A 20,557-nucleotide genomic window follows, 5' to 3' on the forward strand; every position below is an offset into this window, starting at 1 on the left:
GGTGCGGGACGGCGGGCCGGTCGGCGGGCCAGTCGTCCCAGTCGCCGGTGTCCTCGTCGCCGTAGGGACCGTCGTCGGGGTACGGGCCGCCGCCGGGCCAGGGCTCGTCCTCGGGGGCGTCGTCGCCGGGCGGCGGGGGCCAGTCGGGGTCGTCGTGGCCGTCCGGGTCGTGGACCGCCACGGGGTGCGGGCGACCGGGTCCGCCGTCCGCCCCGGCCGCGGGGTCGTGCTCCGCGTCGGCGAGGGCCTTCAGATGGTCGAGGACGGTGGCCGCGGCCCGTCTGCGGTCGGCGAGGGCCCGTTCGTCGAGGGGCAGCGGCCACACCTGGTCGGCGTCCGCGCGGTGCAGGGCGGGGTTCTCCGCGTCCCCGGCGGGTTCGTCGGCCCATGCCTCGATCTCGCCGTGGCCGAGCGCGCAGTGGTCGTGGAGGGCCGTCAGGAAGTCGGACGGGCCGCGGCGCTTCTTCTGGTGCGGGCCCCACCAGTGGCCCGAGCCGAGGAGCAGGGAGCGTGGGCGGGTGAAGGTGACGTAGCCGAGGCGCAGCTCCTCGGTGTGCTGATGGCCCTTCATGGCCTCCTGGAAGGCCTTCAGACCGCGGGCGTCCCAGGACGTCAGGTCGGGCAGGGTGTCGGCGTCGCCGCGCAGCGCGTGCGGCAGGACCCGGCCCTGCGCGGTCCACTTCTCGCGGCCCTGGGTGCTGGGGAAGGTGCCGGTGACCAGGCCGGGGACGGCGACGACGTCCCATTCGAGGCCCTTGGAGCGGTGTGCGGTGAGCACCTTGACGGTGTTCTCGCCGCCCGGCAGCGCGTTGTCGAGGCCCTTCTCGTACTGGGCGGCGGTGCGCAGGAAGCCGAGGAAGGCGAGCAGCGTGGCCTCGCCGTCGCCCGCGGCGAAGGAGGCCGCGATGTCGAGGAAGTTCGAGAGGGTCTCGCGGCGGCGGGCGGCCAGCGCGTGCGGGGACGCGGACAGTTCCACCTCCAGGCCGGTGACGGCGAGGACCCGGTGCAGGACGTCCATGAGCGGGTCGGCGAGCGAGCGGCGCAGGTCGCGCAGTTCGGCGGCGAGCCGGGCGAACCGCACGCGGGCCTCGGGCGAGAAGGGCAGTCCGTCGCCCTGCTGCCCGGCGTCGAGCGGCAGTTCGAGGAAGGTGTCCAGGGCGTCCGCGAGCGATATCACCTCGGCGGGGTCGACCCCCTCGACGGCCCCGGCGAGCCTGCGGTCCGGGTCGTCGTCGGCGTCCACGGGCGCGTGGGCGACGAGACGGCGGGCGCGGCGGCCCAGGAGGGCGAGGTCGCGCGGGCCGATGCGCCAGCGCGGGCCGGTCAGCAGGCGCACCAGGGCGGCGTTGGCGCCGGGGTCCTGGAGCACCTCGCAGACGGCGACCAGGTCGGCGATCTCGGGCAGGTGCAGCAGCCCGGAGAGGCCGACCACCTCGACGGGGACGTCCCGGGCGACGAGGGCGCCCTGGATCTCGGCGAAGTCGGCGGCGGTGCGGCACAGGACGGCGATCTCTCCCGGTGCCGTCCCGGTCCTGACGAGGTGGGCGACGGACCCGGCGAGCCAGTCCAGCTCCTCGGCGTGGGTGGGCAGCAGCGCGCACCGCACCCGGCCGTCGCGTTCGGCGCCCGGGGCGGGGCGCAGCGCCTCCACGCCCGCGTGCAGGGCGCGCAGCGGTGCGGCGAGGCCGTTGGCGAGGTCCAGGAGGCGGCCGCCGCTGCGGCGGTTCTCGCTGAGCGACTGGCGGGTGGCCGGGCGGCCGTCGGGGTGGGCGAAGTGGGTGGGGAAGTCGTCCAGGTTGGCGACGGAGGCGCCGCGCCAGCCGTAGATGGCCTGGCAGGGGTCGCCGACGGCGGTGACGGGGTGGCCGGTGCCGTCGCCGAACAGCCCGGCCAGCAGGACGCGCTGGGCGACGGACGTGTCCTGGTACTCGTCGAGGAGGACGACCCGGAACTCGTTGCGCAGGACGCGGCCCACCTCGGGGATGCCCGCGAGGCGCGCGGAGAGGGCGATCTGGTCGCCGAAGTCGAGGAGATCGCGCTCCCGCTTGGCGGCGCGGTAGCGGGTCACCAGCCCGGCCAGTTCGCGGCGGGCGGCGGCGGCCTCGGGGATCCTGCGCAGGTCGGCGTTGGTGAGCCTGGCGCTCTCCAGGGCGTGCAGCAGCGCGGCGTCGTGGGCGCGCAGGTCCTCGGGGGCGACCAGGTGCTCGGAGAGTTCGGCGTCGAGGGCGAGGAGGTCGCCGACCAGGTCGGCGAAGGAGCGGCTGAGCGCCGGGTACGGGCCAGGCGCCTCGCGCAGCACGCGCGCGGCGAGCTGGAAGCGGGTGGCGTCGGCGAGCAGCCGGGACGTCGGCTCCAGGCCGATGCGCAGCCCGTGGTCGGCGAGCAGGCGGCCGGCGAAGGCGTGGTAGGTCGAGATGACCGGCTCGCCCGGCGGGTTGTCGGGGTCGATGACGTCCGGGTCGGTGACGCCCGCGCGGACGAGCGCCTTGCGGACGCGTTCGGCGAGTTCACCTGCGGCCTTGTTGGTGAAGGTGAGGCCGAGGACCTGCTCGGGTGCGACCTGGCCGGTGCCGACCAGCCACACCACGCGCGCCGCCATCACCGTCGTCTTGCCGGAACCGGCTCCGGCCACGATCACCTGCGGGGCGGGCGGCGCGGTGACACAGGCCGTCTGCTCCGGGGTGAACGGGATGCCGAGCAGCTCTTTGAGCTGCTCGGGGTCGGTGATACGGGAGGGCACGTCACAGAGGCTAGCCGGGCCCACTGACAACCGGGCCCGGCGGCGGTGCGGCCCCGGTCACTCGATGATCTGCCGTCCCTCGGGTCTGGCGGTGCACGAGGCGCGGAACGCGCAGTGGGTGCAGTGCTGTCCCGCGCTCGGTGTGAACCGTTCGTCGAGGACCTTGCCCGCGGCCCCGGCCAGCAGTTCGCCGACCCACTCGCCCTCCAGGGCCTCCTGTGCCTGCACCTTGGGGAGGGCGTCGCCGCCGTCGCGCCGGGCGGCGCCCTGGCGGAGCTGGACCAGTTCGGCGCCGCCCGGTGCGGGGCGCTGGCCGTCGAAGGCGTCGTCGACGGCGCCTTCGCGCACGGCGAGCTGGTAGACGGCGAGCTGCGGGTGGCGGGCCACCTCGCCCGAGGTCGGCGCCTGCTTACCGGTCTTGAAGTCGACGACGTAGGCGCGGCCGTCGCCGTCGGCCTCCACGCGGTCCATGGAGCCGCGGATGCGCACTTCGTAGTCGCCCGCTTCGAGGGTGACGTCGAAGTCGTGCTCGCTGGCCACCGCGGTACGGCCGGAGCGGTCCATGACGTGCCACCTCAGGAAGCGTTCGAGCGCCACGCGCGCGTTGCCCTTCTCCTGCTCGGACTTCCAGGGCGCGTCGAAGGCGAGCGCGTTCCAGACGGAGTCGAGGCGCTCCATGAGGACGGCGAGGTCGGCCGGGGAGTGTCCGGAGGCGACCTCGTCGGCGAGGACGTGCACGACGTTGCCGAAGCCCTGCGCGGTGGTCGCGGGCGCGTCGGCCTTCACCTCGCGACCCAGGAACCACTGCAGGGCGCAGGTGTTGGCGAGCTGGTCGAGGGCGCTGCCGGAGAGCACCACGGGCTGGTCGCGGTCGCGCAGCGGGACCTTGCTCGCGGTCGGGTCGTCCATGCCCCACCAGCGGTAGGGGTGGGCGGCCGGGACGAGCGGGCGGCCGTCGTCGTCGGCGAGGGCGGCGAGCCGGGCCAGCCGGTGCGCGGCGGCCTCCTTGAGCGCGGGGGACGCCTGCGGGTCGACGGTGGTGGCGCGCAGCTCGGCGACCAGCGCGGCGACGGACAGCGGGCGGCGGGGGCGGGCGGTGACGTCCCTGGGCTCCACGCCGAGTTCGGTGAGGAAGCGGGAGGGCTGGTCGCCGTCGTCCGCCGGTGCCTTCACCGCGGTGACGACGAGACGGTCACGGGCGCGCGTGGCGGCCACGTAGAACAGGCGGCGCTCCTCGGCGAGGAGGGCGCCGGGGGTGAGCGGTTCGGCGAGTCCGTCGCGGCCGATGCGGTCGGCCTCCAGGAGGGAGCCGCGGCGCCGCAGGTCGGGCCAGAGCCCCTCCTGCACCCCGGCGACGACGACCAGGCTCCACTCCAGGCCCTTGGAGCGGTGCGCGGTCATCAGCCGGACGGCGTCGGGGCGCACCGCGCGGCGGGTGAGGGTGTCGGCGGCGATGTCCTCGGCGTCGATCTCCGCGAGGAAGTTCAGGGCGCCACGGCCCCCGGTGCGCTCCTCCGCGCGCGCGGCGGTCGCGAACAGCGCGCACACCGCGTCGAGATCGCGGTCGGCGTTGCGTCCGGCGGCCCCGCCGCGCCGCGCGGACCGTTCCAGGCGGGCGGGCCACGGGGTGCCCTGCCACAGGTCCCAGAGCGCCTCCTCGGCGGAACCGCCGCCCTCCAGGCGCTCGCGGGCCTTGCGCAGCAGCGCGCCCAGGCGCTGGGCACCGCGCGCGTACGCCGGGTCGTGCGCGATCAGCCGCTCGGGCTCGGCCAGCGCCCGCGCGAGGAGTTCGTCGGAGGGCGGCGGCAGCGGGTTGCCCGCGGCCCGCTCCTCGTCCCGCAGGGCCCGCCCCAGGCGCCGCAGGTCGGCGGCGTCCATACCGGCGAGGGGCGAGGCGAGGAGGGCGAGCGCGGTCTCGGTACCGAGCCAGCAGGGCGCTTCCGCACCGGCGTCCCGCGGGGGGTCGCCGGCCGGGGAGGCGTCGGCGTCCTTGGGAGCGTCGGTGTCCGTGACGCCGCTCTCCAGGACGACGGTGTCCGGGGCGTCGCCGTCGACGGCTCCCGCGGCGCCCTCGTCCCCGGCGCCCTCGTCCCCGGCGCTCTCGTCCTCGGCGCCCTCGCGCCCGTCACCGCTCCCGCTCTCGCTCTCGCTGGGCTCGTCCTCCCCCGTCCCGACGCCTCCGCGACCGCCCGCAGGGCCGTCAGGAGGGGGGCGACCGAGGGTTCGTGGCGCAGGGGGAGGTCGTCGCCGTCGATGTCCAGGGGGACGCCCGCGGAGGTGAGGGAGCGGCGCAGCACGGGGATGGTGCGGGCGCCCGCGCGCACCAGGACGGCCATCTCGCGCCAGGGGACGCCGTCCTCCAGGTGGGCCCTGCGCAGGATGTCGGCGATGTTGTCGAGTTCCGTGCCGGGCGTCGGATACGTGTGGACCTCGACCTGGCCGCCGTCCCGCACCGCGCCCAGCTCGCGGTGGGCGCGCACCTTCTCCGCCGGGAGCCGGGTCAGCGGCATGCGCTGGGTGAGCCGCCGGGTGGCCTCCAGGAGGCGGGCACCGGAGCGCCGGGAGGTGCGCAGCACCTGGACGGGCGCGGGGCGTCCGTTCGCGCGCGGGAAGACGGCAGGGAACTCCAGGATGCCGTTGACGTCGGCGCCGCGGAACGCGTAGATCGACTGGTCGGGGTCGCCGAGGGCGACCAGGGTGCGCCCGCCGCCCGCGAGGGCCCGCAGCAGCCGCACCTGGGCCGGGTCGGTGTCCTGGTACTCGTCGACGTAGACGGCGTCGTACTGGGCGGCGAGCCGCAGGGCGACCTCGGGCCGGTCGGCGAGGAGCACCGCGCGGTGGACGAGTTCGGCGTAGTCGACGACGCCCTGGAGGTCGAGCACGTCGAGGTACTCGGCGAGGAAGGCGGCCGCCGCGCCCCAGTCCGGGCGGCCGATGCGGCGCGCGAAGGCGTCCAGGGCGCCGGGTCCGAGGCCGAGTTCGCGGCTGCGGGCGAGGACGGCGCGGACCTCGTCGGCGAAGCCGCGGGTGGTGAGGCAGGCGCGCAGTTCGTCGGGCCAGCGCGCGTGCGCGAGCCCCCGGCGCTCCAGGTAGGTCTGCCCGGCGAGCAGTTCGCGGACGGTGACGTCCTGTTCGGGTCCCGACAGCAGCCGCAGCGGTTCCACGAACAGGTCGCTGTCCTGCTCGGCGCGGACCAGGGCGTAGCAGAACGAGTGGAAGGTGGTCGCGCGGGGCGCTCGGGCGGTGCCCATGCGCAGCGCCATGCGGTCGCGCAGTTCGGCGGCGGCCTTGCGGCTGAACGTCAGCACGAGGACGCGCTCGGGGTCGCCGCCGCGCGCGATCCTCGCGGCCACCGACTCGACGAGCGTGGTGGTCTTGCCGGTGCCGGGACCCGCCAGGACGAGCAGCGGGCCGGTGGTGTGGTCAACCACGGAGCGCTGAGATGCGTCCAGACGAGGGGGATCCGGTCGGGCCGGCGGGGTACGCACCAGTCGGTAAGCGCCACGGTTCCCCCGGCGCACCTGGGGGTGCGCCGGGCGTCTGGTGAAGGAAGAGGAGCTCACGTGGTTCGCCGGTCCTGGTGGGTGTGCGGGTGGTCGGATCGCCTCGGGTGCCTCGCGGTGATCGCGGGGTGAGGGGGACGCGTGCCGTCGGCGCCGCGCCGACGGCGGACGGGCAGGCGCGGCCTCCCCTCCTTCCCGCGCGCCCCGGGGGACCCGTGCGGGCCGGAAGGACCGTCCGTCCCCCTCGGACCGGGCGGCCGGGGCCGCCCGTGCGTCACGCGAGTCCCTCGCCCCTCGAACGTACGGCATCCCGGGGACGTGCCGCCGGTCACCCGTACGGGGTACGAGCGGCGCGCGGGGGCGGCGGATGCCGGAGGCTGTCAGCCGTGACCGTCCGCGTCCTGGCCGCCGTCCCAGCGCGCCCGCCTCATGTCGAGGCGCGGCAGATGGCCCTCGGCGGCCCTGTTCGCCTCCTTCAGGGGCGTGCCCTCGGTGCGGTAGTGGCCGAGGGCGTCGAGTTCGTGACCGGGCAGCAGACGGCCGTCCGCGCGGACCACCCGCCACCACGGGACGGGGCTGCCGTAGAGCGCCATCACCCGGCCGACCTGCCGGGGTCCGCCCTCCTCCAGCCACTCGGCGACGTCCCCGTAGGTCATGACACGGCCGGGTGGTACGAGTTCGGCGACCTCCAGCACCCGCTCGGCGTAATCGGGAAGCTCGTCGGCGTGCTCCGCGCGGGTGTCCCGGGAAGGGTTCTGCTCACTCATCCCGCCCATCCTGCCCCACCCCACCGACAATGTGACGGGCCCGCGACCGTGCGTATCCCTCGCCCCCGGGCAGCGCGTCGGGCAGACTGTGCGACCCCGCATTTGCACCCTGATGCCCCTGTGTGTCGGTGGGGCATGCCACCATCGTGCGGGCGGTGACTGGTGATACGAGATCAAGAAGAGACGATGAAGCAGCAGGGCGCGCAGCCAGAGGACGCGGACAGCGGCTCTGACGACTCGTCGCGCCCTGCCGCCGGGAAAAGCGGCGCCGAGCCCTCCGGGGACACCGGCGCCGACCGCCCCGGTACGTCGTCGGAGCCGGACGACGGCCTGCTGGACGGCGCGCACGTCGACGCCGTCGAGGGCGACGAACCGCTGCTCCCCGCGCGCGTGCACCGTCCGTCGGACCTGATGCGGTTCGTGGTGGGCGTGTTGGCGGTCGTGGTGGTGCTCGGCATCGCCGCGTTCGCCCACGGCACCACCTCAGGACTCGAACAGGACATCAACAAGGGCACCGGGCAGGCGCCCGACCTGCTCATCAAGATCGCCGGTCTGGCGTCCAGCATCGCGATCCTCCTGGTGCCGGTCGCGTTCGCCATCGAGCGGCTGATCAAACGGGACGGGCTGCGGATCGCCGACGGCGTCCTCGCGGCGGTCCTCGCGCACGGGGTGACGCTCGCGACCGACCTGTGGGTGGCCAAGGGCGCGCCCGACTCCATCCAGGAGGCGCTCACCCAGCCCTCCCCCAGCGACATCCACGCCCTGACCGACCCGGTCCACGGCTATCTCGCCCCGGTCATCGCCTACATGACGGCCGTCGGCATGTCCCGCAGACCCCGCTGGCGCGCGGTCCTGTGGATCGTGCTGCTCCTCGACGCCTTCTCCATGCTGGTCACCGGCTACACCACCCCGTTCTCGATCATCCTGACGGTGCTGATCGGCTGGACGGTCGCCTACGGGACGCTCTACGCGGTCGGCTCGCCCAACGTCCGGCCGACCGGGCAGACGCTGATGGCGGGGTTGCGGCACGTCGGGTTCCACCCGGTGAGCGCCGCGCGCCAGGAGACGCACGAGACACCGGAGACCGGGGACCGCGGCAGACGCTACTTCGTCACCCTGGAGGACGGACTCCCGCTGGACGTGACGGTCGTCGACCGCGAACAGCAGGCGCAGGGCTTCTTCTACCGCGCCTGGCGCAACCTCACGCTGCGCGGCTTCGCGACCCGCAGCAGCCTCCAGTCGCTCCGCCAGGCGCTGGAGCAGGAGGCGCTCCTCGCGTACGCGGCCATCGCCGCGGGCGCCAACGCACCCAAGCTGATCGCGACGTCCGAGCTGGGCCCCGACGCCGTGATGCTCATCTACGAGCACACCGGCGGGCGCACTCTGGACACCCTCCCGGACGAGGAGATCACCGACGAGCTGCTGCGCGACACCTGGCACCAGGTGCGGGCCCTGCAGTCCCGGCGGATCGCCCACCGCAGGCTGGTGGGGGACGCGATCCTGGTGGATCGTTCCGGCACGGTGATCCTCACCGACCTGCGGGTCGGCGAGATCGCCGCCGGTGACCTGCTGCTGCGCATGGACGTCTCGCAGCTCCTGGTGACCCTCGGTCTGCGGGTGGGCGCCGAGCGGTCGGTGGCGTCCGCGCTGAGCGTGCTGGGGCCCGACGCCGTCGCCGACTGCCTGCCGATGCTCCAGCCCATCGCCCTCTCCCGCACCTCCCGCGCGACCCTGCGCAGGCTGGCGAGGGAGAGGGCCGAGCGCGAGCGGGACGCGGTCCTGGAGGCGAGCAGGCTGGCCAAGCAGGCACGCCTGGAGGCCGCCGGGGACGAGGCGGGGGCGCCGGTCCTCGACAAGCCCGACAAGAAGGCCGCGCGCGCCGAGCAGCGGGCCGAGAAGCGGGCCATCGACGACGCCCTGGAAGAGGCCCGCGAGGAGGATCTGCTCACCCAGATCCGGCACGTGGTGCTGCGGATCAGACCGCAGGCGCCCGTCGAGCCCGCCCGCCTGGAACGGGTCAGACCGCGCACGCTGATGAGTTTCATCGCGGGCGCGATCGGCGCGTACTTCCTGCTGACGCAGCTCACCCACATCGAGTTCGGGCCGCTGGTCGCGAACGCGCAGTGGGGCTGGGTGGCGGCGGCGGTGCTCTTCTCGGCGTGCAGCTACTTCGCGGCGGCGATGTCGCTGCTCGGTTTCGTGCCCGAGCGGGTGCCGTTCCTGCGGACGGTGGCGGCCCAGGTCGCCGGGTCGTTCGTCAAGATCGTCGCACCGGCCGCGGTGGGCGGTGTCGCCCTCAACACGCGCTTCCTGCAGCGCTCGGGCGTGCGTCCGGGCCTCGCGGTGGCGAGCGTGGGCGCCTCGCAGCTGTTCGGTCTCGGCTGCCACATCCTGATGCTGCTGTCGTTCGGTTATCTGACCGGCACCGAGAAGACGCCGTCGCTGTCGCCGTCCCGGACGGTCATCGCCGGTCTGCTGACGGTCGCGGTGCTCGTGCTGGTCGTCACCTCGGTGCCGTTCCTGCGCAAGTTCGTCGTCACGCGCGTGCGGTCGCTCTTCGCGGGTGTCGTGCCGCGCATGCTGGACGTGCTCCAGCGGCCGCAGAAGCTCGTCACCGGCATCGGCGGCATGCTGCTGCTGACCGCGTGCTTCGTGATGTGCCTGGACGCCTCGATCCGGGCGTTCGGCGACGAGTCGACGTCGCTGAGCATCGCGAGCGTCGCGGTCGTCTTCCTCGCGGGCAACGCCCTCGGCTCCGCCGCCCCGACGCCGGGCGGAGTGGGCGCGGTGGAGGCGACCCTTACGGTCGGCCTGATCGCCGTCGGCCTCCCCAAGGAGGTCGCGGCGCCGTCCGTGCTGCTGTTCCGGCTGCTGACGCTCTGGCTGCCGGTGCTGCCGGGCTGGCTGGCCTTCAACCACCTCTCCCGCAAGGGCTCTTTGTAGGGCGGCGCGCTCGTCACCGCGCCGCCGCGCCGCCGAGCGGGGACGCGCGCGTGGCCCGCTGCCGCCCCGCACGCGTGCGTACCGCCGTGCCGTGCGTCCGCGTCCCGCCGCACGCGCGTGCCACCCTTCCCCCGCTGATCGGCACCCCGGCCCCGCCCCGTCCGGTTGCACGCGCGTACCGCCGACGTGACGGGAGGGCACGGTGGCGCCCGCGGGTCCGTCGCCGTACCCCCGGACGGACCGTGCCCCGAGCGCCCGGCGGCGCCCGACCGCAGGATGGGGGCATGCCGAACCCACCTCGCCTGCGTGCCGCCGCCCTGTCCGCCACCGCCGTGCTCCTCTCCTCCGTGCTGGCGGGGTGCGGCGACGGCTCCACGGACGAGGAGGACGTCTCGGCCCAGAACCTGAGCTGGAAGGACTGCCCGGCGCCCTCCGAGGCCGAGGGCGGCGGCAGCGCCCCCTCCCCGCTGCCCGGCGGCGAGCAGTGGCAGTGCGCCACCATGAAGGCGCCGCTGGACTGGGCGAACCCGCAGGGTGACACGATCGGGATCGCGCTGGTCCGCGCGAAGGCCAGCGGCGACCCGAGCCGGCGGATCGGCTCGCTCGTCTTCAACTTCGGCGGTCCCGGCGGCTCCGGCGTCACCACGCTGCCCGCCTTCGGCTCCGACTACGCGAAACTCCGCACCCGCTACGACCTGGTGAGCTTCGACCCGCGCGGGGTCGGCCGCAGCGCGCCCGTGCGGTGCGAGAACGACCAGCAGCTCGACACCTACTTCCAGCAGGACGCCGCGCCCCAGGACGCGGCCGAGCGCGCCGCGCTGATCTCCAACACCAGGAAGTTCAACGCGGCCTGCGAGAAGAACTCCAAGAAGGTGCTGCCGCACGTGCGCACCACCGACGCGGCCCGGGACATGGACCTGATGCGGCAGGTGCTCGGCGACGACAAGCTGCACTACTTCGGCATCTCCTACGGCACCGAACTCGGCGGGGTCTACGCCCACCTGTTCCCGAAGAACGTGGGCCGGGCCGTGTTCGACGGGGTCGTCGATCCGACGCAGGACGCCGAGCAGGGCGCGCTCGGACAGGCCAAGGGGTTCCAGCTCGCCCTCGACAACTTCGCCGAGGACTGCACCTCCAAGGTGCGGGACTGCCCGGTCGGCGACACCGCGCAGGACGTCAAGGACCGGATCGCCAAGCTGCTGAAGGACCTCGACCGCAAGCCGCTGCCCGGCATCCCCCCTCGCAAGCTGACGCAGACGGCGGCGACCAACGGCATCGCGCAGTCGCTCTACTCCAAGGACTTCTGGGAGTACCTCACCGAGGGCCTGGAGCAGGCCTACGACGGGGACGGCAGGATCCTGATGCTGCTCTCCGACTCGATGAACGGGCGCAGCGAGAACGGCCAGTACAGCAACATCACGGCGGCGAACGTCGCGATCAACTGCGCCGACGACAAGCCCCGTTACACCGCGGACTACGTGCGCGGGAAGCTGCCGGAGTTCCGGGCGGCGTCGCCGGTGTTCGGGGACTTCCTCGCCTGGTCCATGGTCAGCTGCACCGACTGGGCCGTGCCGGGCGCCGCCGACCACCCGGACGTGAGCGCGGCGGGCTCGGCACCGATCCTGGTGGTGGGCAACACCGGCGACCCGGCGACCCCCTACGAGGGCGCGCGGAAGATGGTGGACGCGCTGGGCAAGGGCGTGGGCGTGGAGCTGACGTACAAGGGCCAGGGGCACGGCGCCTACGACAGCAAGGACCGGTGCGTGCAGGCCGCGGTGAACGACTACCTGCTGGACGGGAAGGTGCCGACGACCGGCACCGTCTGCTCCTGATCTCGCCACGAACCACAGAAAGGCACAGGTCAGAGGGTTATCCACAGGCCCGGACGAGGGCGGCGCGGTCGGCCTACCATGGCCTGACCGCCGTTCGCCGCACGACGCGGACGGCCTGTGAGGGGGGTACGTGTGAGGGGATTCGTGAGGTGGGCGGCGCTCTGCGCCACCGCCGTGCTGCTGGTCGCGGGCTGCGGCGGCGGGGCGTCGGGCTCCGGTGACAACGACCGCGACAACGCCGGAGGTTCCGGGCGGACGGCGACGGGCGGCTCCGCGGACCCGACGGCCGCCCTGCCCGCCTCCCTGACCGGGCAGCGGCTCCGGTGGGGCGCGTGCGGGGCCACCGCGGAGGCGGACGCCCCGGGCGGCGAGTGGCGGTGCGCCACGTTGAAGGCACCGCTCGACTGGTCGAAGCCGCGCGGCCGCACGATCGATCTGGCCCTGATCCGCGCCGGGGCCACCGGCAAGAAGCGCATCGGCTCGCTGCTGTTCAACTTCGGCGGCCCCGGCGGCTCGGGGCTCTCCACGATGCCGTGGTACGCGACGACGGTCTCCGCGCTGCGCGAGCGCTACGACCTGGTGAGCTGGGACCCGCGCGGGGTCGGCGCCAGCGAGGGCGTGCGCTGCCGCGGCGACCGGGCGATCGAGGCGGCGGAGGACATCGACGTCACCCCGGACACCCCGGCCGAGGAGAAGGCGTACTTCCGGGACGCCTCGGACTTCGGCAAGGGCTGCGCCAAGGCGACGGGCGAGCTGATGGCCCACGTGTCGACCACCGACAGCGCCCGCGACATGGACCTGATGCGCCAGGTGCTCGGCGACACCAGGACGCACTACTTCGGCATCTCCTACGGCACCGAACTGGGCGGCGTCTACGCCCATCTGTTCCCGCGCCGGGTGGGACGGCTCGTCCTGGACGCGGTCGTCGACCCGACGGCTGACACCGTGGGGCACGCGAAGAACCAGGCCATGGGCTTCCAGCGGGCGCTGGACGACTACCTGGAGTCGACCGGTCAGGACCCCGTCCGGGGCACCCGGAAGATCGCGGCGCTGCTGGAGCGGATCGACGCGAACCCCCTGCCCGCGTCGTCCGGGCGCTCGCTCACCCAGAACCTGGCGTACACCGGGATCGTGCTGCCGCTGTACAGCCCGTCCGAGTGGCCGACGCTGACCAGCGCCCTGCGGGCGGCGGAGCGGGGGGACGGCTCCGAGCTGCTGGAGCTGGCCGACAGCTACAACGACCGGGACACCTCGGGTCACTACGGCACCTCGACCCAGGCCCAACGGGTCATATCGTGCCTGGACGACCGGCAGCGGCCGACGGCCGACCAGGTGCGGGGGCTGCTGCCGGAGTTCGAGAAGGTCTCCCCCGTCTTCGGGGCGTTCCTCGCCTGGGACGCGGCGGGCTGGTGCCACGACTGGCCGGTGGCCGGTCAGTACGACACTCCGCAGGTGAGCGCGGTGGGTGCGGCACCGATCCTGGTGGTGGGCAACACCGGCGACCCGGCGACCCCCTACGAGGGCGCGCGGAAGATGGCCGACGAACTGGGCGAGGGCGTCGGGGTGCTGCTGACCTGGAAGGGCGAGGGGCACGGTGCGTACGGCAGCGGGAGCGGCTGCGTCGACTCCGCGGTGAACGCCTATCTGATCGAGGGGACGGTGCCGAAGGACGGCAGGGTCTGCTCATGACGGCGGCGGGGGCTCCCCGCACCCGTGGTGCGCGGAGCCCCCGCCGTGGTCCGGACGTCGGCCCGGAGGGCGTGCGGTCAGTAGACCGGCTTGTCCGGCTCGATCTGGTTGACCCAGCCGATCACGCCGCCGCCGACGTGGACGGCGTCGGAGAAGCCCGCGGACTTCAGGACCGCGAGGACTTCCGCACTGCGGACACCCGTCTTGCAGTGCAGGACGATCTTCTTGTCCTGCGGGAGGCTCTCCAGGGCGGTGCCCATGAGGAACTCGTTCTTCGGGATCAGCTTGGCGCCGGGGATCGAGACGATCTCGTACTCGTTGACCTCGCGGACATCGATGATCTCGATGTTCTCGCCGTCGTCGATCCACTCCTTGAGCTGCTTGGGAGTGATCGTCGAACCGGCCGCCGCCTCCTGCGCCTCCTCGGAGACGACGCCGCAGAACGCCTCGTAGTCGATCAGCTCGGTGACGGTCGGGTTGTCGCCGCAGACCGCGCAGTTCGGGTCTTTGCGGACCTTGACCTGGCGGTACTGCATCTCCAGGGCGTCGTAGATCATCAGGCGGCCGACCAGCGGGTCGCCGACACCGGTGAGGACCTTGATCGCCTCGGTGACCTGGATGGAGCCGATGGACGCGCAGAGCACGCCCAGGACGCCGCCCTCGGCGCAGGAGGGGACCATGCCGGGGGGCGGGGGCTCCGGGTAGAGGCAGCGGTAGCAGGGGCCGTGCTCGGACCAGAAGACCGAGGCCTGGCCGTCGAAGCGGTAGATCGAGCCCCACACGTACGGCTTGTTGAGGAGCACGGCCGCGTCGTTGACCAGGTACCGGGTCGCGAAGTTGTCCGTGCCGTCGACGATCAGGTCGTACTGGCTGAAGATGTCCATCACGTTCTCGGCTTCGAGCCGTTCCTCGTGGAGGATCACGTTCACGTACGGGTTGATGCCCTTGACGCTGTCGCGCGCGGACTCGGCCTTGGAGCGGCCGATGTCGGACTGGCTGTGGATGATCTGCCGCTGCAGGTTCGACTCGTCGACCTCGTCGAACTCGACGATGCCGAGCGTGCCGACACCCGCGGCGGCCAGGTACATCAGCGCGGGCGAGCCGAGACCGCCGGCGCCCACACAGAGCACCTTGGCGTTCTTCAGCCGCTTCTGCCCGTCCATCCCGACGTCGGGGATGATCAGGTGGCGGGAGTACCTGCGGACCTCGTCTACGGTGAGCTCGGCAGCCGGCTCGACCAGGGGTGGCAGCGACACGGGGACTCCGTTGATCGGTCAATCACTACAGTTGTTCTCCGTGCAACACTGCCACGCCCTCCGTCATTCCGAGACACCTGTTCCGATCCGCGAGACGATCTCGTCCCAGTAGCCGGGCATGGTCTCCCAGGGGTCGAGGCGCCCGTCGCGATCGCTGCGGTCGGTGAAGTAGAGGGTGGCGGCGCCCTGCCAGCGGGCGACGCGCAACGCCTCGTCGAGGTGGCCCCGGGGCACTCCGTGGACGAAGTGGCAGAAGCGCTCCGGCGGATAGTCGGCCGTCCACTCGGCCGCCTGCGACCAGCGGTAGTCGCTCCACGGACCCGTGAAGGTGACGAGCTGGTCGGCGTTCTCGGCGTAGCCCGGGTAGGGGTGGGCGCCGTGGCCGAGGACGATGTGGGCGCCGTCGACGAGGGTGCGCAGCGCGGCGACCGTGCGGCGGATCTCCGGCAGCTCGGCGCGTCCGGTCGGGCAGCGGTCCAGGAGGAAGCCGTCGACCCGGTACCAGTCGGCGTACCGGTGGGCCTCGGAGACCACTTCGCCGAAGGTGCGGGCGCCGTGCGCGGTGTCGAGGTGGCCGAGGACCCGCACGCCCGCGTTGCGCAGCCGCCCGGCCGCCTCGAGGCAGTGCGGGTCGGGCCGGGCGCCGGGGCCGTCGGCGACGTTGAGGACGACCCAGTGCAGGGGCGTGCCGGGGCGCGTGAGTTCGGCCCACTCGGTGGGCGCGACCAGGGGGTGCGCGTAGCCGGGGACGCCGAGGCCGGTGCGCGTGCCGGTGGTGGCGGTGCCGGTGCGGGCGCTGGTCAGATGCGGCATGCCGCCTCCATCCAGATGTCGGCGAGGGACTCCTCCAGGTTGATCCGGGGGCGCCAGCCGAGCCGGTCGCGGGCGGTGCGCACGTCGGCCTGCTGCCAGGTGCCGCAGCCGTCCGGGTACGGGTACGCGACCGGGGCGAGACCGTGTTCGCCCTCGCCGCGCTGGTGTCCGATGGGGGCGCGCAGCGGACCGGGCGGGCCGTCCAGTTCGTGGAGGGCGCCGGCGTATCCGGCGACGCGGGCGAGCATGGCGGCGGCGTCGCGCAGCCGGACGGCCCGCCCGGAGCCGATGTTGATGACGCCCTGGGCGGCGGAGAGGGAGGCGGCGTGCACCGCGCGGGCGACGTCGCGGACGTCCACGAAGTCGCGCTGGACGCCGAGTCCGGCGAGCTTCAGTTCGCCGTCGCCCTGCTGCATCGCCCGTCGCATCGTCTCGGCGAGCCGCCCGAGCGGGGAGCCCGCCGGGGTGCCGGGTCCGGCCGGGGAGAAGACCCGCAGGACGACGGCGTCGAGGCCGGAGCCGAGGACGAGTTCGGTGGCGGCGAGCTTGCTGACGCCGTACGGGCCGCCGGGGCGCGGCACCGCGTCCTCGGCGGTGGAGGAGCCCGGCTGGCTGGGCCCGTACTCGGCGCCGCAGCCAATCTGCACCAGCCGGGCGCCGCAGCCGCTGCGCCGCAGCGCCTCGCAGACGGTGGCGACGGCGACGGTGTTGTGGCGGGTGAGGTCACGGGCGCCGCCCCGGGTGGCGCCCGCGCAGTTGACGACGACGCCCGGGTGGACGGCGTCCAGGAACCGGGTGAGGGCGCCGGGACTGCCGGAGGCGAGGTCGAAACGGACGTCGGCGTCGTCGCCGCGGCCGAGTGCGGTGAGCTGGACGGCCGGGTCGGCGAGCAGGCGGTCGGCGACGAAGCGGCCGAGGTAGCCGTTGGCTCCGATCAGCAGGACTCTCATCGCGCGACTCCCGGGGCCGAGTGCTCGGGTCGGGAGGTGATCATCTGGTGTTCTCCTTCGAAGAGGGTGATGCGGTCGCCGCCGGGGCGGGTGCCCGTGGGGCGGCGACGGAGTGAGGTCGGGCGCCGCGTCAGCACGGCGGGTCCGCGGGGGCGTGGGCCGAGGCCCGGGTGAGGGTGCGGGCCGCGTGGATCAGCAGGGTCAGGGCCGCCGTCCCGCAGACGACGGTGGGTACGGCGCCCGGTCCCCAGGCCGTGTAGAGCGCCTCCACCGGGGTGGCGAGGAACGCGCAGCCGGGCAGGCGGGCGCCGAACAGCGCGGCCAGGGCGAGTGCCTGGGCCGTCGCCGCGCCGGTGAGGGCGAGCGCGGGGGCGCGGGTGGCGCCGTGGGCGGCGAGGAGGCGGGCGAGGAAGAGGAGGGTGCCGAGGGTGAGGGCCTGCGCGGGGTGCGCGGGTTCGCCGAGCACGGCGCCGGACGCGGTCAGCAGGAGGGCGAGGGCGCCGGCGTACAGGACGAGGGCGGTGAACAGCAGGGGGCGCACGGAGGCGGTGAAGTCGGCCAGACCGCGACTGGCGGTCAGGCGGCGCCGGGCGCGCGCGGAGAGGAGGTGGGCGCACCGGGCGGCGGGTGCGCAGGACAGGGCGAGGGCCAGGAACGGCGCGGTGGCGAGGGGCCAGGGGCCGGTGGTGGTGCCGTCGGGGAGGGTGTCGGGGCCGCCGGAGACGACCGTGTCCAGGAGTCCGTCGCCCAGGAGGGCGTAGCCGAGGAGCCAGCCCGTCCACACGCCGACGCCGGGGTGGTGCGCGGGCGCTGTCGTGGTGGTGCGGCGGCGCGGGGCGAGCGGTCCGCGGGCGAGGGCCGCGCGCAGACCGAGGGTGACGGCGAGGAGGCCGACGGCGGCGACCGCGAGGCGGGGGCGGCCCTCGGTGAGACGCAGTCCGGTGACGGCGGCGGCGCAGAACAGCCCGGGGAGGAGCGAGCGCAGGGTCCAGCCCCTGCGGGCCGGGGCGGGAGCCGGGGGCCTGGGGGGCGGGGGCGTCCACTCCTCGCGGGGGGCGCGGGCGTACATCTCCTCGGCGAGCGAGAAGACGTCCCGGTGCCGGAAGCGGGTGGCGGTGCGGTCGGTGACGCCGTGCGCCTCGAGACCGGCGGCGATCTCCAGCGGGTCGACGGCGCGTTCGCACAGGCGCCGGTGACGGTGCAGCAGCGCCTTCACGGGGTCGGCGGCGGCGCGACGGGGAGCGGCGGGACGGCGCCGGGCGGGCGGGGTGTCGGGGCGTCCCCTGCGCGCACCGACCCCCGACTCCCGCCCGAGCCGCACCCCGGCCGCGGACCTGCCACCGGAGCCGGATCCACCACCGACGCCGGGGCCGCCCCCGGATCGACCAGCAGCACCGCCAGCCCTGTCGGCATCGCCTGCGCTCACGCCACCACCGACGCCAACGCCGGCACCGGCACTCCTGTCACCACCCGCGCCAACGCCGGCACCGGCGCTCACGTCACCACCCGCGCTCATGTCACCGTCGGCACCGCCACCAGCACCGCCCGCGCCGAGCCCGCCGCCAAGGGGGTCGGCGTCGATACCGGTGCCAGCGCCAGCGCCCGTGACGGTGTCGCCGTCGCCGTCGCCGTCGCCGAAAAGCTCGGTGCCGGGGACGCGGCCGGGGTCCGCGTGTCCGGGTGTGCCGTCAGCAGGACCGTTCACTCCGGTCGAGGAGGGCCGGGGGTCGCCCTCGAGCCACCTCCGTGACCGCTCGTCCCAGGCACCCGGGCTGACCGGGGTACCGGGGCGTTCCTGATCGCCGGGCCTGTCCGGGCCCGTCCCGCCGAAGCCGCTCATCACGCGCCCTCCGCTGCTGGGAAACCGCCGGCCGAACGGGCCGCCGCGCCGGTCGCCCAGCCGGGGCCGCCGCGCGGCGCCGGACGCGTCTGCGGACCCGCCCAGCGGCCGGGGACGTGCGACTCGGCGGGGGCGGCGAACGGAACGGGTTCACCGACGCCGTCGAGGACGACCCGGCGTACCGGGGTGCGCGAGACGATCTCCAGATAGAGACCGTGGAACGCGGTGGTGTTCTGCTCGACGGTGAACAGTTCGAGGGCGCGGGCGCGCGCGGCGGCACCGAGGCGCGCGCGGCGGTCGGGGTCGCGCAGGAGCGCCACGCACGCCTCCGCGAGCGCCCTCGGGTTGCGCGGCGGGACGACGAGACCGGTCCCGCCGATCACCTCGACGACCGCGCCGACGTCCGTGGAGACGGTCGCCCGCGCGCAGAACATGGCCTCCACGAGACCGGCGGGGAAGCCCTCCACGACGCTGGAGAGCACGGTGACCGCGCCCGAGCCGTAGGCGTCGGCGAGCGTCGACAGCTCAGGACCCCCGACCTGCTCGAAGGAGACGGGGTTGTCGCCGACGGTGTGCGGCCCCTCGGCCTCGTCGGGGAAGAGCTGGGCGGCCAGCGCCCGGCAGTGACCGAGGTAGGCGGGGCCCTCCGGGCCGACCGGCGTCCCGACGATCCGCAGCCGGGTCCTCGGCTCCTGCTTGCGCACCTCGGCGAAGGCGTGCAGCAGCGAGACCAGGTCCTTGGCGGGTTCGACGCGGCCGACCCAGACGACGGTGCCGGGGTCGGCGTCCTCGGGGGCCTCGCCGATCTCGGTGAAGGGCGCGGCGTCCATGCCGGGGTGGACGGTGCGCAGCTTGGCGCGGTCGGCGCCGCAGCGTTCCTGCCAGCGGCGGGCGTGCGCGTTGCCGGGCGTGACGACGGCGGCCCGGCGGTAGGTCTCGGCGGCGAGACGGCCGTGGAAGGCTGCGAGCAGCGCCCGGACGGCGGGCGGGGCGTCGCCGGTGGAGAGGTAGTGGGCGCGCAGCCGGACCCCGTACTCGGTGACCAGCAGGGGCACGCCGAAGAAGTGCCGGGCGAGGAGTCCGGGCAGGGCGGCGGCGCCGCCGGAGGCCGCGTGGCAGAGGTCGACGGCGCCGAGGGCGTCGTCCTCGTACCAGTCGACGGAGAGGGGGCGCAGGGCGCGTTCGAGGTGGGCGGCGACGGCGAGGAGGTCGGGGACGCGGGCCTCACGGGCCGCTCGCCGGGCGCCGGGCGCACGACAGGCGCGCTCCAGGGCGCGGACGGCGGTCTCGGAGCGGAGCGCGGTCGGCAGGCCGCCCTCGTCGCGGGCGAGTTCGGCGAGCCCGTACAGCGCGTTGCCGAAACGGTCCGCCTCAAGGGCGGAGGTGTCCGCAGGGGCGGAGAGCGATGCTGTCGCGAGGGGCGCGGAAGGGGCCGGGGGCGTGGCGCCCGGGGAGGTCGCGGACCGGGCGGAGGGCGACTCCGCGGCCGGGGTCGCGGGGCTGGCCGTCGTCCTCGGGGACGACGGCGTCACGGGCGGTGCGGGGTCGCCGACGCCTCCCCCGCACAGGGCGGTGGCGAGGTCCTGGTAGCAGTCGGTGAACCGGCGGCGGGCGCGGCGCCCGTACCGCGTACGGCCGTCGGCGGCGCTCTCCGCGGTCCACAGCGGGGCCGTGCGCACACGGTCGACCTGGGGCGGCAGCGGGAGCCAGCCCTCGTCCTCCTGGCGTTCGGTGCGGCTGAGCGCGTAGATCTCGAACTCGTGCTGCCCGAGCCCGCGCACGAGCCGGTCGCACCAGAGTGCGGCCTCACCGTTCAGATACGGATAGCCACCCTCCGTAAGCAGTCCTATGCGCACGTGTGCACCCCCGATCTCCCGTGTGGGGAGCCGCCGTTGGTCCGGCGGCTCGCGGCGGGACGAACGTATGCGGACAAGGTGGTGGCGCGGCGGACGGTTGTCCGTCGCGCCACCAAAAGGGGTGAACGGTCGTAACTTTCCCGTGCGGGTCGCGTTCGATCGCGCTAGGAGATCAAGCGGTCACCCGCCGTCAGGCTCCGGCCGAAGTTCGCCGGACCGGCGGAGACGCGTCGAGCGGGCGAGCCGCCCCCGGAGGGACGGAACAGGCGACTAACGGGCGACGGACGGACGACGGCCGAGGGCAGGGCGAACGCCCGGCCGAGGGCGAGGCGAACGCAGAACACCAGGCAGCAGGCACCAGGCACCAG

Annotated in this window: 10 protein-coding genes and 1 pseudogene; 3 read left to right on the forward strand and 8 right to left on the reverse strand. The window is 74.5% G+C overall.

Annotated features, from left to right (window positions below):
* From GA0115242_RS36130 to GA0115242_RS36140, 3 genes and pseudogenes are all read right to left on the reverse strand, one after another.
* Positions 1 to 2,740 (reverse strand): ATP-dependent helicase (locus tag GA0115242_RS36130; RefSeq protein WP_107461573.1); only part of this gene is annotated, 2,740 nt, incomplete at its 3' end.
* 57 nt (positions 2,741 to 2,797) lie between these two features.
* Positions 2,798 to 6,171 (reverse strand): annotated as a pseudogene (locus tag GA0115242_RS36135) (ATP-dependent helicase).
* A 452-nt stretch (positions 6,172 to 6,623) separates the two neighbouring features.
* Complete coding sequence (locus tag GA0115242_RS36140; RefSeq protein ID WP_093835886.1) at positions 6,624 to 7,010, reverse strand: MGMT family protein; 387 nt, start codon at positions 7,008 to 7,010, stop codon at positions 6,624 to 6,626.
* 186 nt (positions 7,011 to 7,196) lie between these two features.
* Between GA0115242_RS36140 and GA0115242_RS36145 the strand changes: the two genes are divergently transcribed.
* From GA0115242_RS36145 to GA0115242_RS36155, 3 genes are all read left to right on the forward strand, one after another.
* On the forward strand, positions 7,197 to 9,953 hold the full coding sequence (locus GA0115242_RS36145) for a lysylphosphatidylglycerol synthase transmembrane domain-containing protein (protein ID WP_093835887.1): 2,757 nt from the start codon (positions 7,197 to 7,199) through the stop codon (positions 9,951 to 9,953).
* 284 nt (positions 9,954 to 10,237) lie between these two features.
* The gene (locus tag GA0115242_RS36150) at positions 10,238 to 11,785 is read left to right on the forward strand and encodes an alpha/beta hydrolase (protein ID WP_093835888.1); all 1,548 of its coding nucleotides are present in this window, start codon (positions 10,238 to 10,240) and stop codon (positions 11,783 to 11,785) included.
* A 132-nt stretch (positions 11,786 to 11,917) separates the two neighbouring features.
* A complete protein-coding gene (locus GA0115242_RS36155) occupies positions 11,918 to 13,474 on the forward strand; it encodes an alpha/beta hydrolase (protein WP_093835889.1) in 1,557 nt (518 codons plus the stop codon).
* A gap of 77 nt (positions 13,475 to 13,551) precedes the next feature.
* On the opposite strand, the gene moeZ is transcribed toward GA0115242_RS36155, so the two are convergent.
* From moeZ to GA0115242_RS36180, 5 genes are all read right to left on the reverse strand, one after another.
* Positions 13,552 to 14,730 carry an adenylyltransferase/sulfurtransferase MoeZ gene (gene moeZ, locus GA0115242_RS36160; protein WP_093835890.1) on the reverse strand — a complete coding sequence of 393 codons (1,179 nt, stop codon included), beginning with the start codon at positions 14,728 to 14,730 and terminating at the stop codon, positions 13,552 to 13,554.
* A 63-nt stretch (positions 14,731 to 14,793) separates the two neighbouring features.
* On the reverse strand, positions 14,794 to 15,543 hold the full coding sequence (locus GA0115242_RS36165) for a spherulation-specific family 4 protein (protein WP_093835891.1): 750 nt from the start codon (positions 15,541 to 15,543) through the stop codon (positions 14,794 to 14,796).
* Positions 15,531 to 16,493 (reverse strand): NAD-dependent epimerase/dehydratase family protein, encoded by a 963-nt coding sequence (locus GA0115242_RS36170; protein ID WP_093835892.1) that lies wholly within the window; start codon positions 16,491 to 16,493, stop codon positions 15,531 to 15,533. The genes GA0115242_RS36165 and GA0115242_RS36170 overlap by 13 nt, the downstream gene beginning before the upstream one ends.
* A 130-nt stretch (positions 16,494 to 16,623) precedes the next feature.
* Positions 16,624 to 17,814, reverse strand: coding sequence for a hypothetical protein (locus tag GA0115242_RS36175; protein ID WP_202556393.1), 1,191 nt, complete (start codon positions 17,812 to 17,814; stop codon positions 16,624 to 16,626).
* Between the two features lie 518 nt (positions 17,815 to 18,332).
* Positions 18,333 to 20,189, reverse strand: coding sequence for a DUF3492 domain-containing protein (locus GA0115242_RS36180; RefSeq protein WP_093835893.1), 1,857 nt, complete (start codon positions 20,187 to 20,189; stop codon positions 18,333 to 18,335).
* Positions 20,190 to 20,557: the final 368 nt, after the last annotated feature.

The sequence above is a fragment of the Streptomyces sp. SolWspMP-5a-2 genome, assembly GCF_900091845.1.
In the GTDB taxonomy this organism is placed as follows: domain Bacteria; phylum Actinomycetota; class Actinomycetes; order Streptomycetales; family Streptomycetaceae; genus Streptomyces; species Streptomyces doudnae.

What these genes read in the sequence shown, in the direction of transcription:
- GA0115242_RS36140 (WP_093835886.1), bottom strand. Translation starts at nt 7,010, where the DNA reads ATGAGTGAGCAGAACCCTTCCCGGGACACCCGCGCGGAGCACGCCGAC.
- GA0115242_RS36145 (WP_093835887.1), top strand. Translation starts at nt 7,197, where the DNA reads ATGAAGCAGCAGGGCGCGCAGCCAGAGGACGCGGACAGCGGCTCTGAC.
- GA0115242_RS36150 (WP_093835888.1), top strand. Translation starts at nt 10,238, where the DNA reads ATGCCGAACCCACCTCGCCTGCGTGCCGCCGCCCTGTCCGCCACCGCC.
- GA0115242_RS36165 (WP_093835891.1), bottom strand. Translation starts at nt 15,543, where the DNA reads ATGCCGCATCTGACCAGCGCCCGCACCGGCACCGCCACCACCGGCACG.
- GA0115242_RS36170 (WP_093835892.1), bottom strand. Translation starts at nt 16,493, where the DNA reads ATGAGAGTCCTGCTGATCGGAGCCAACGGCTACCTCGGCCGCTTCGTC.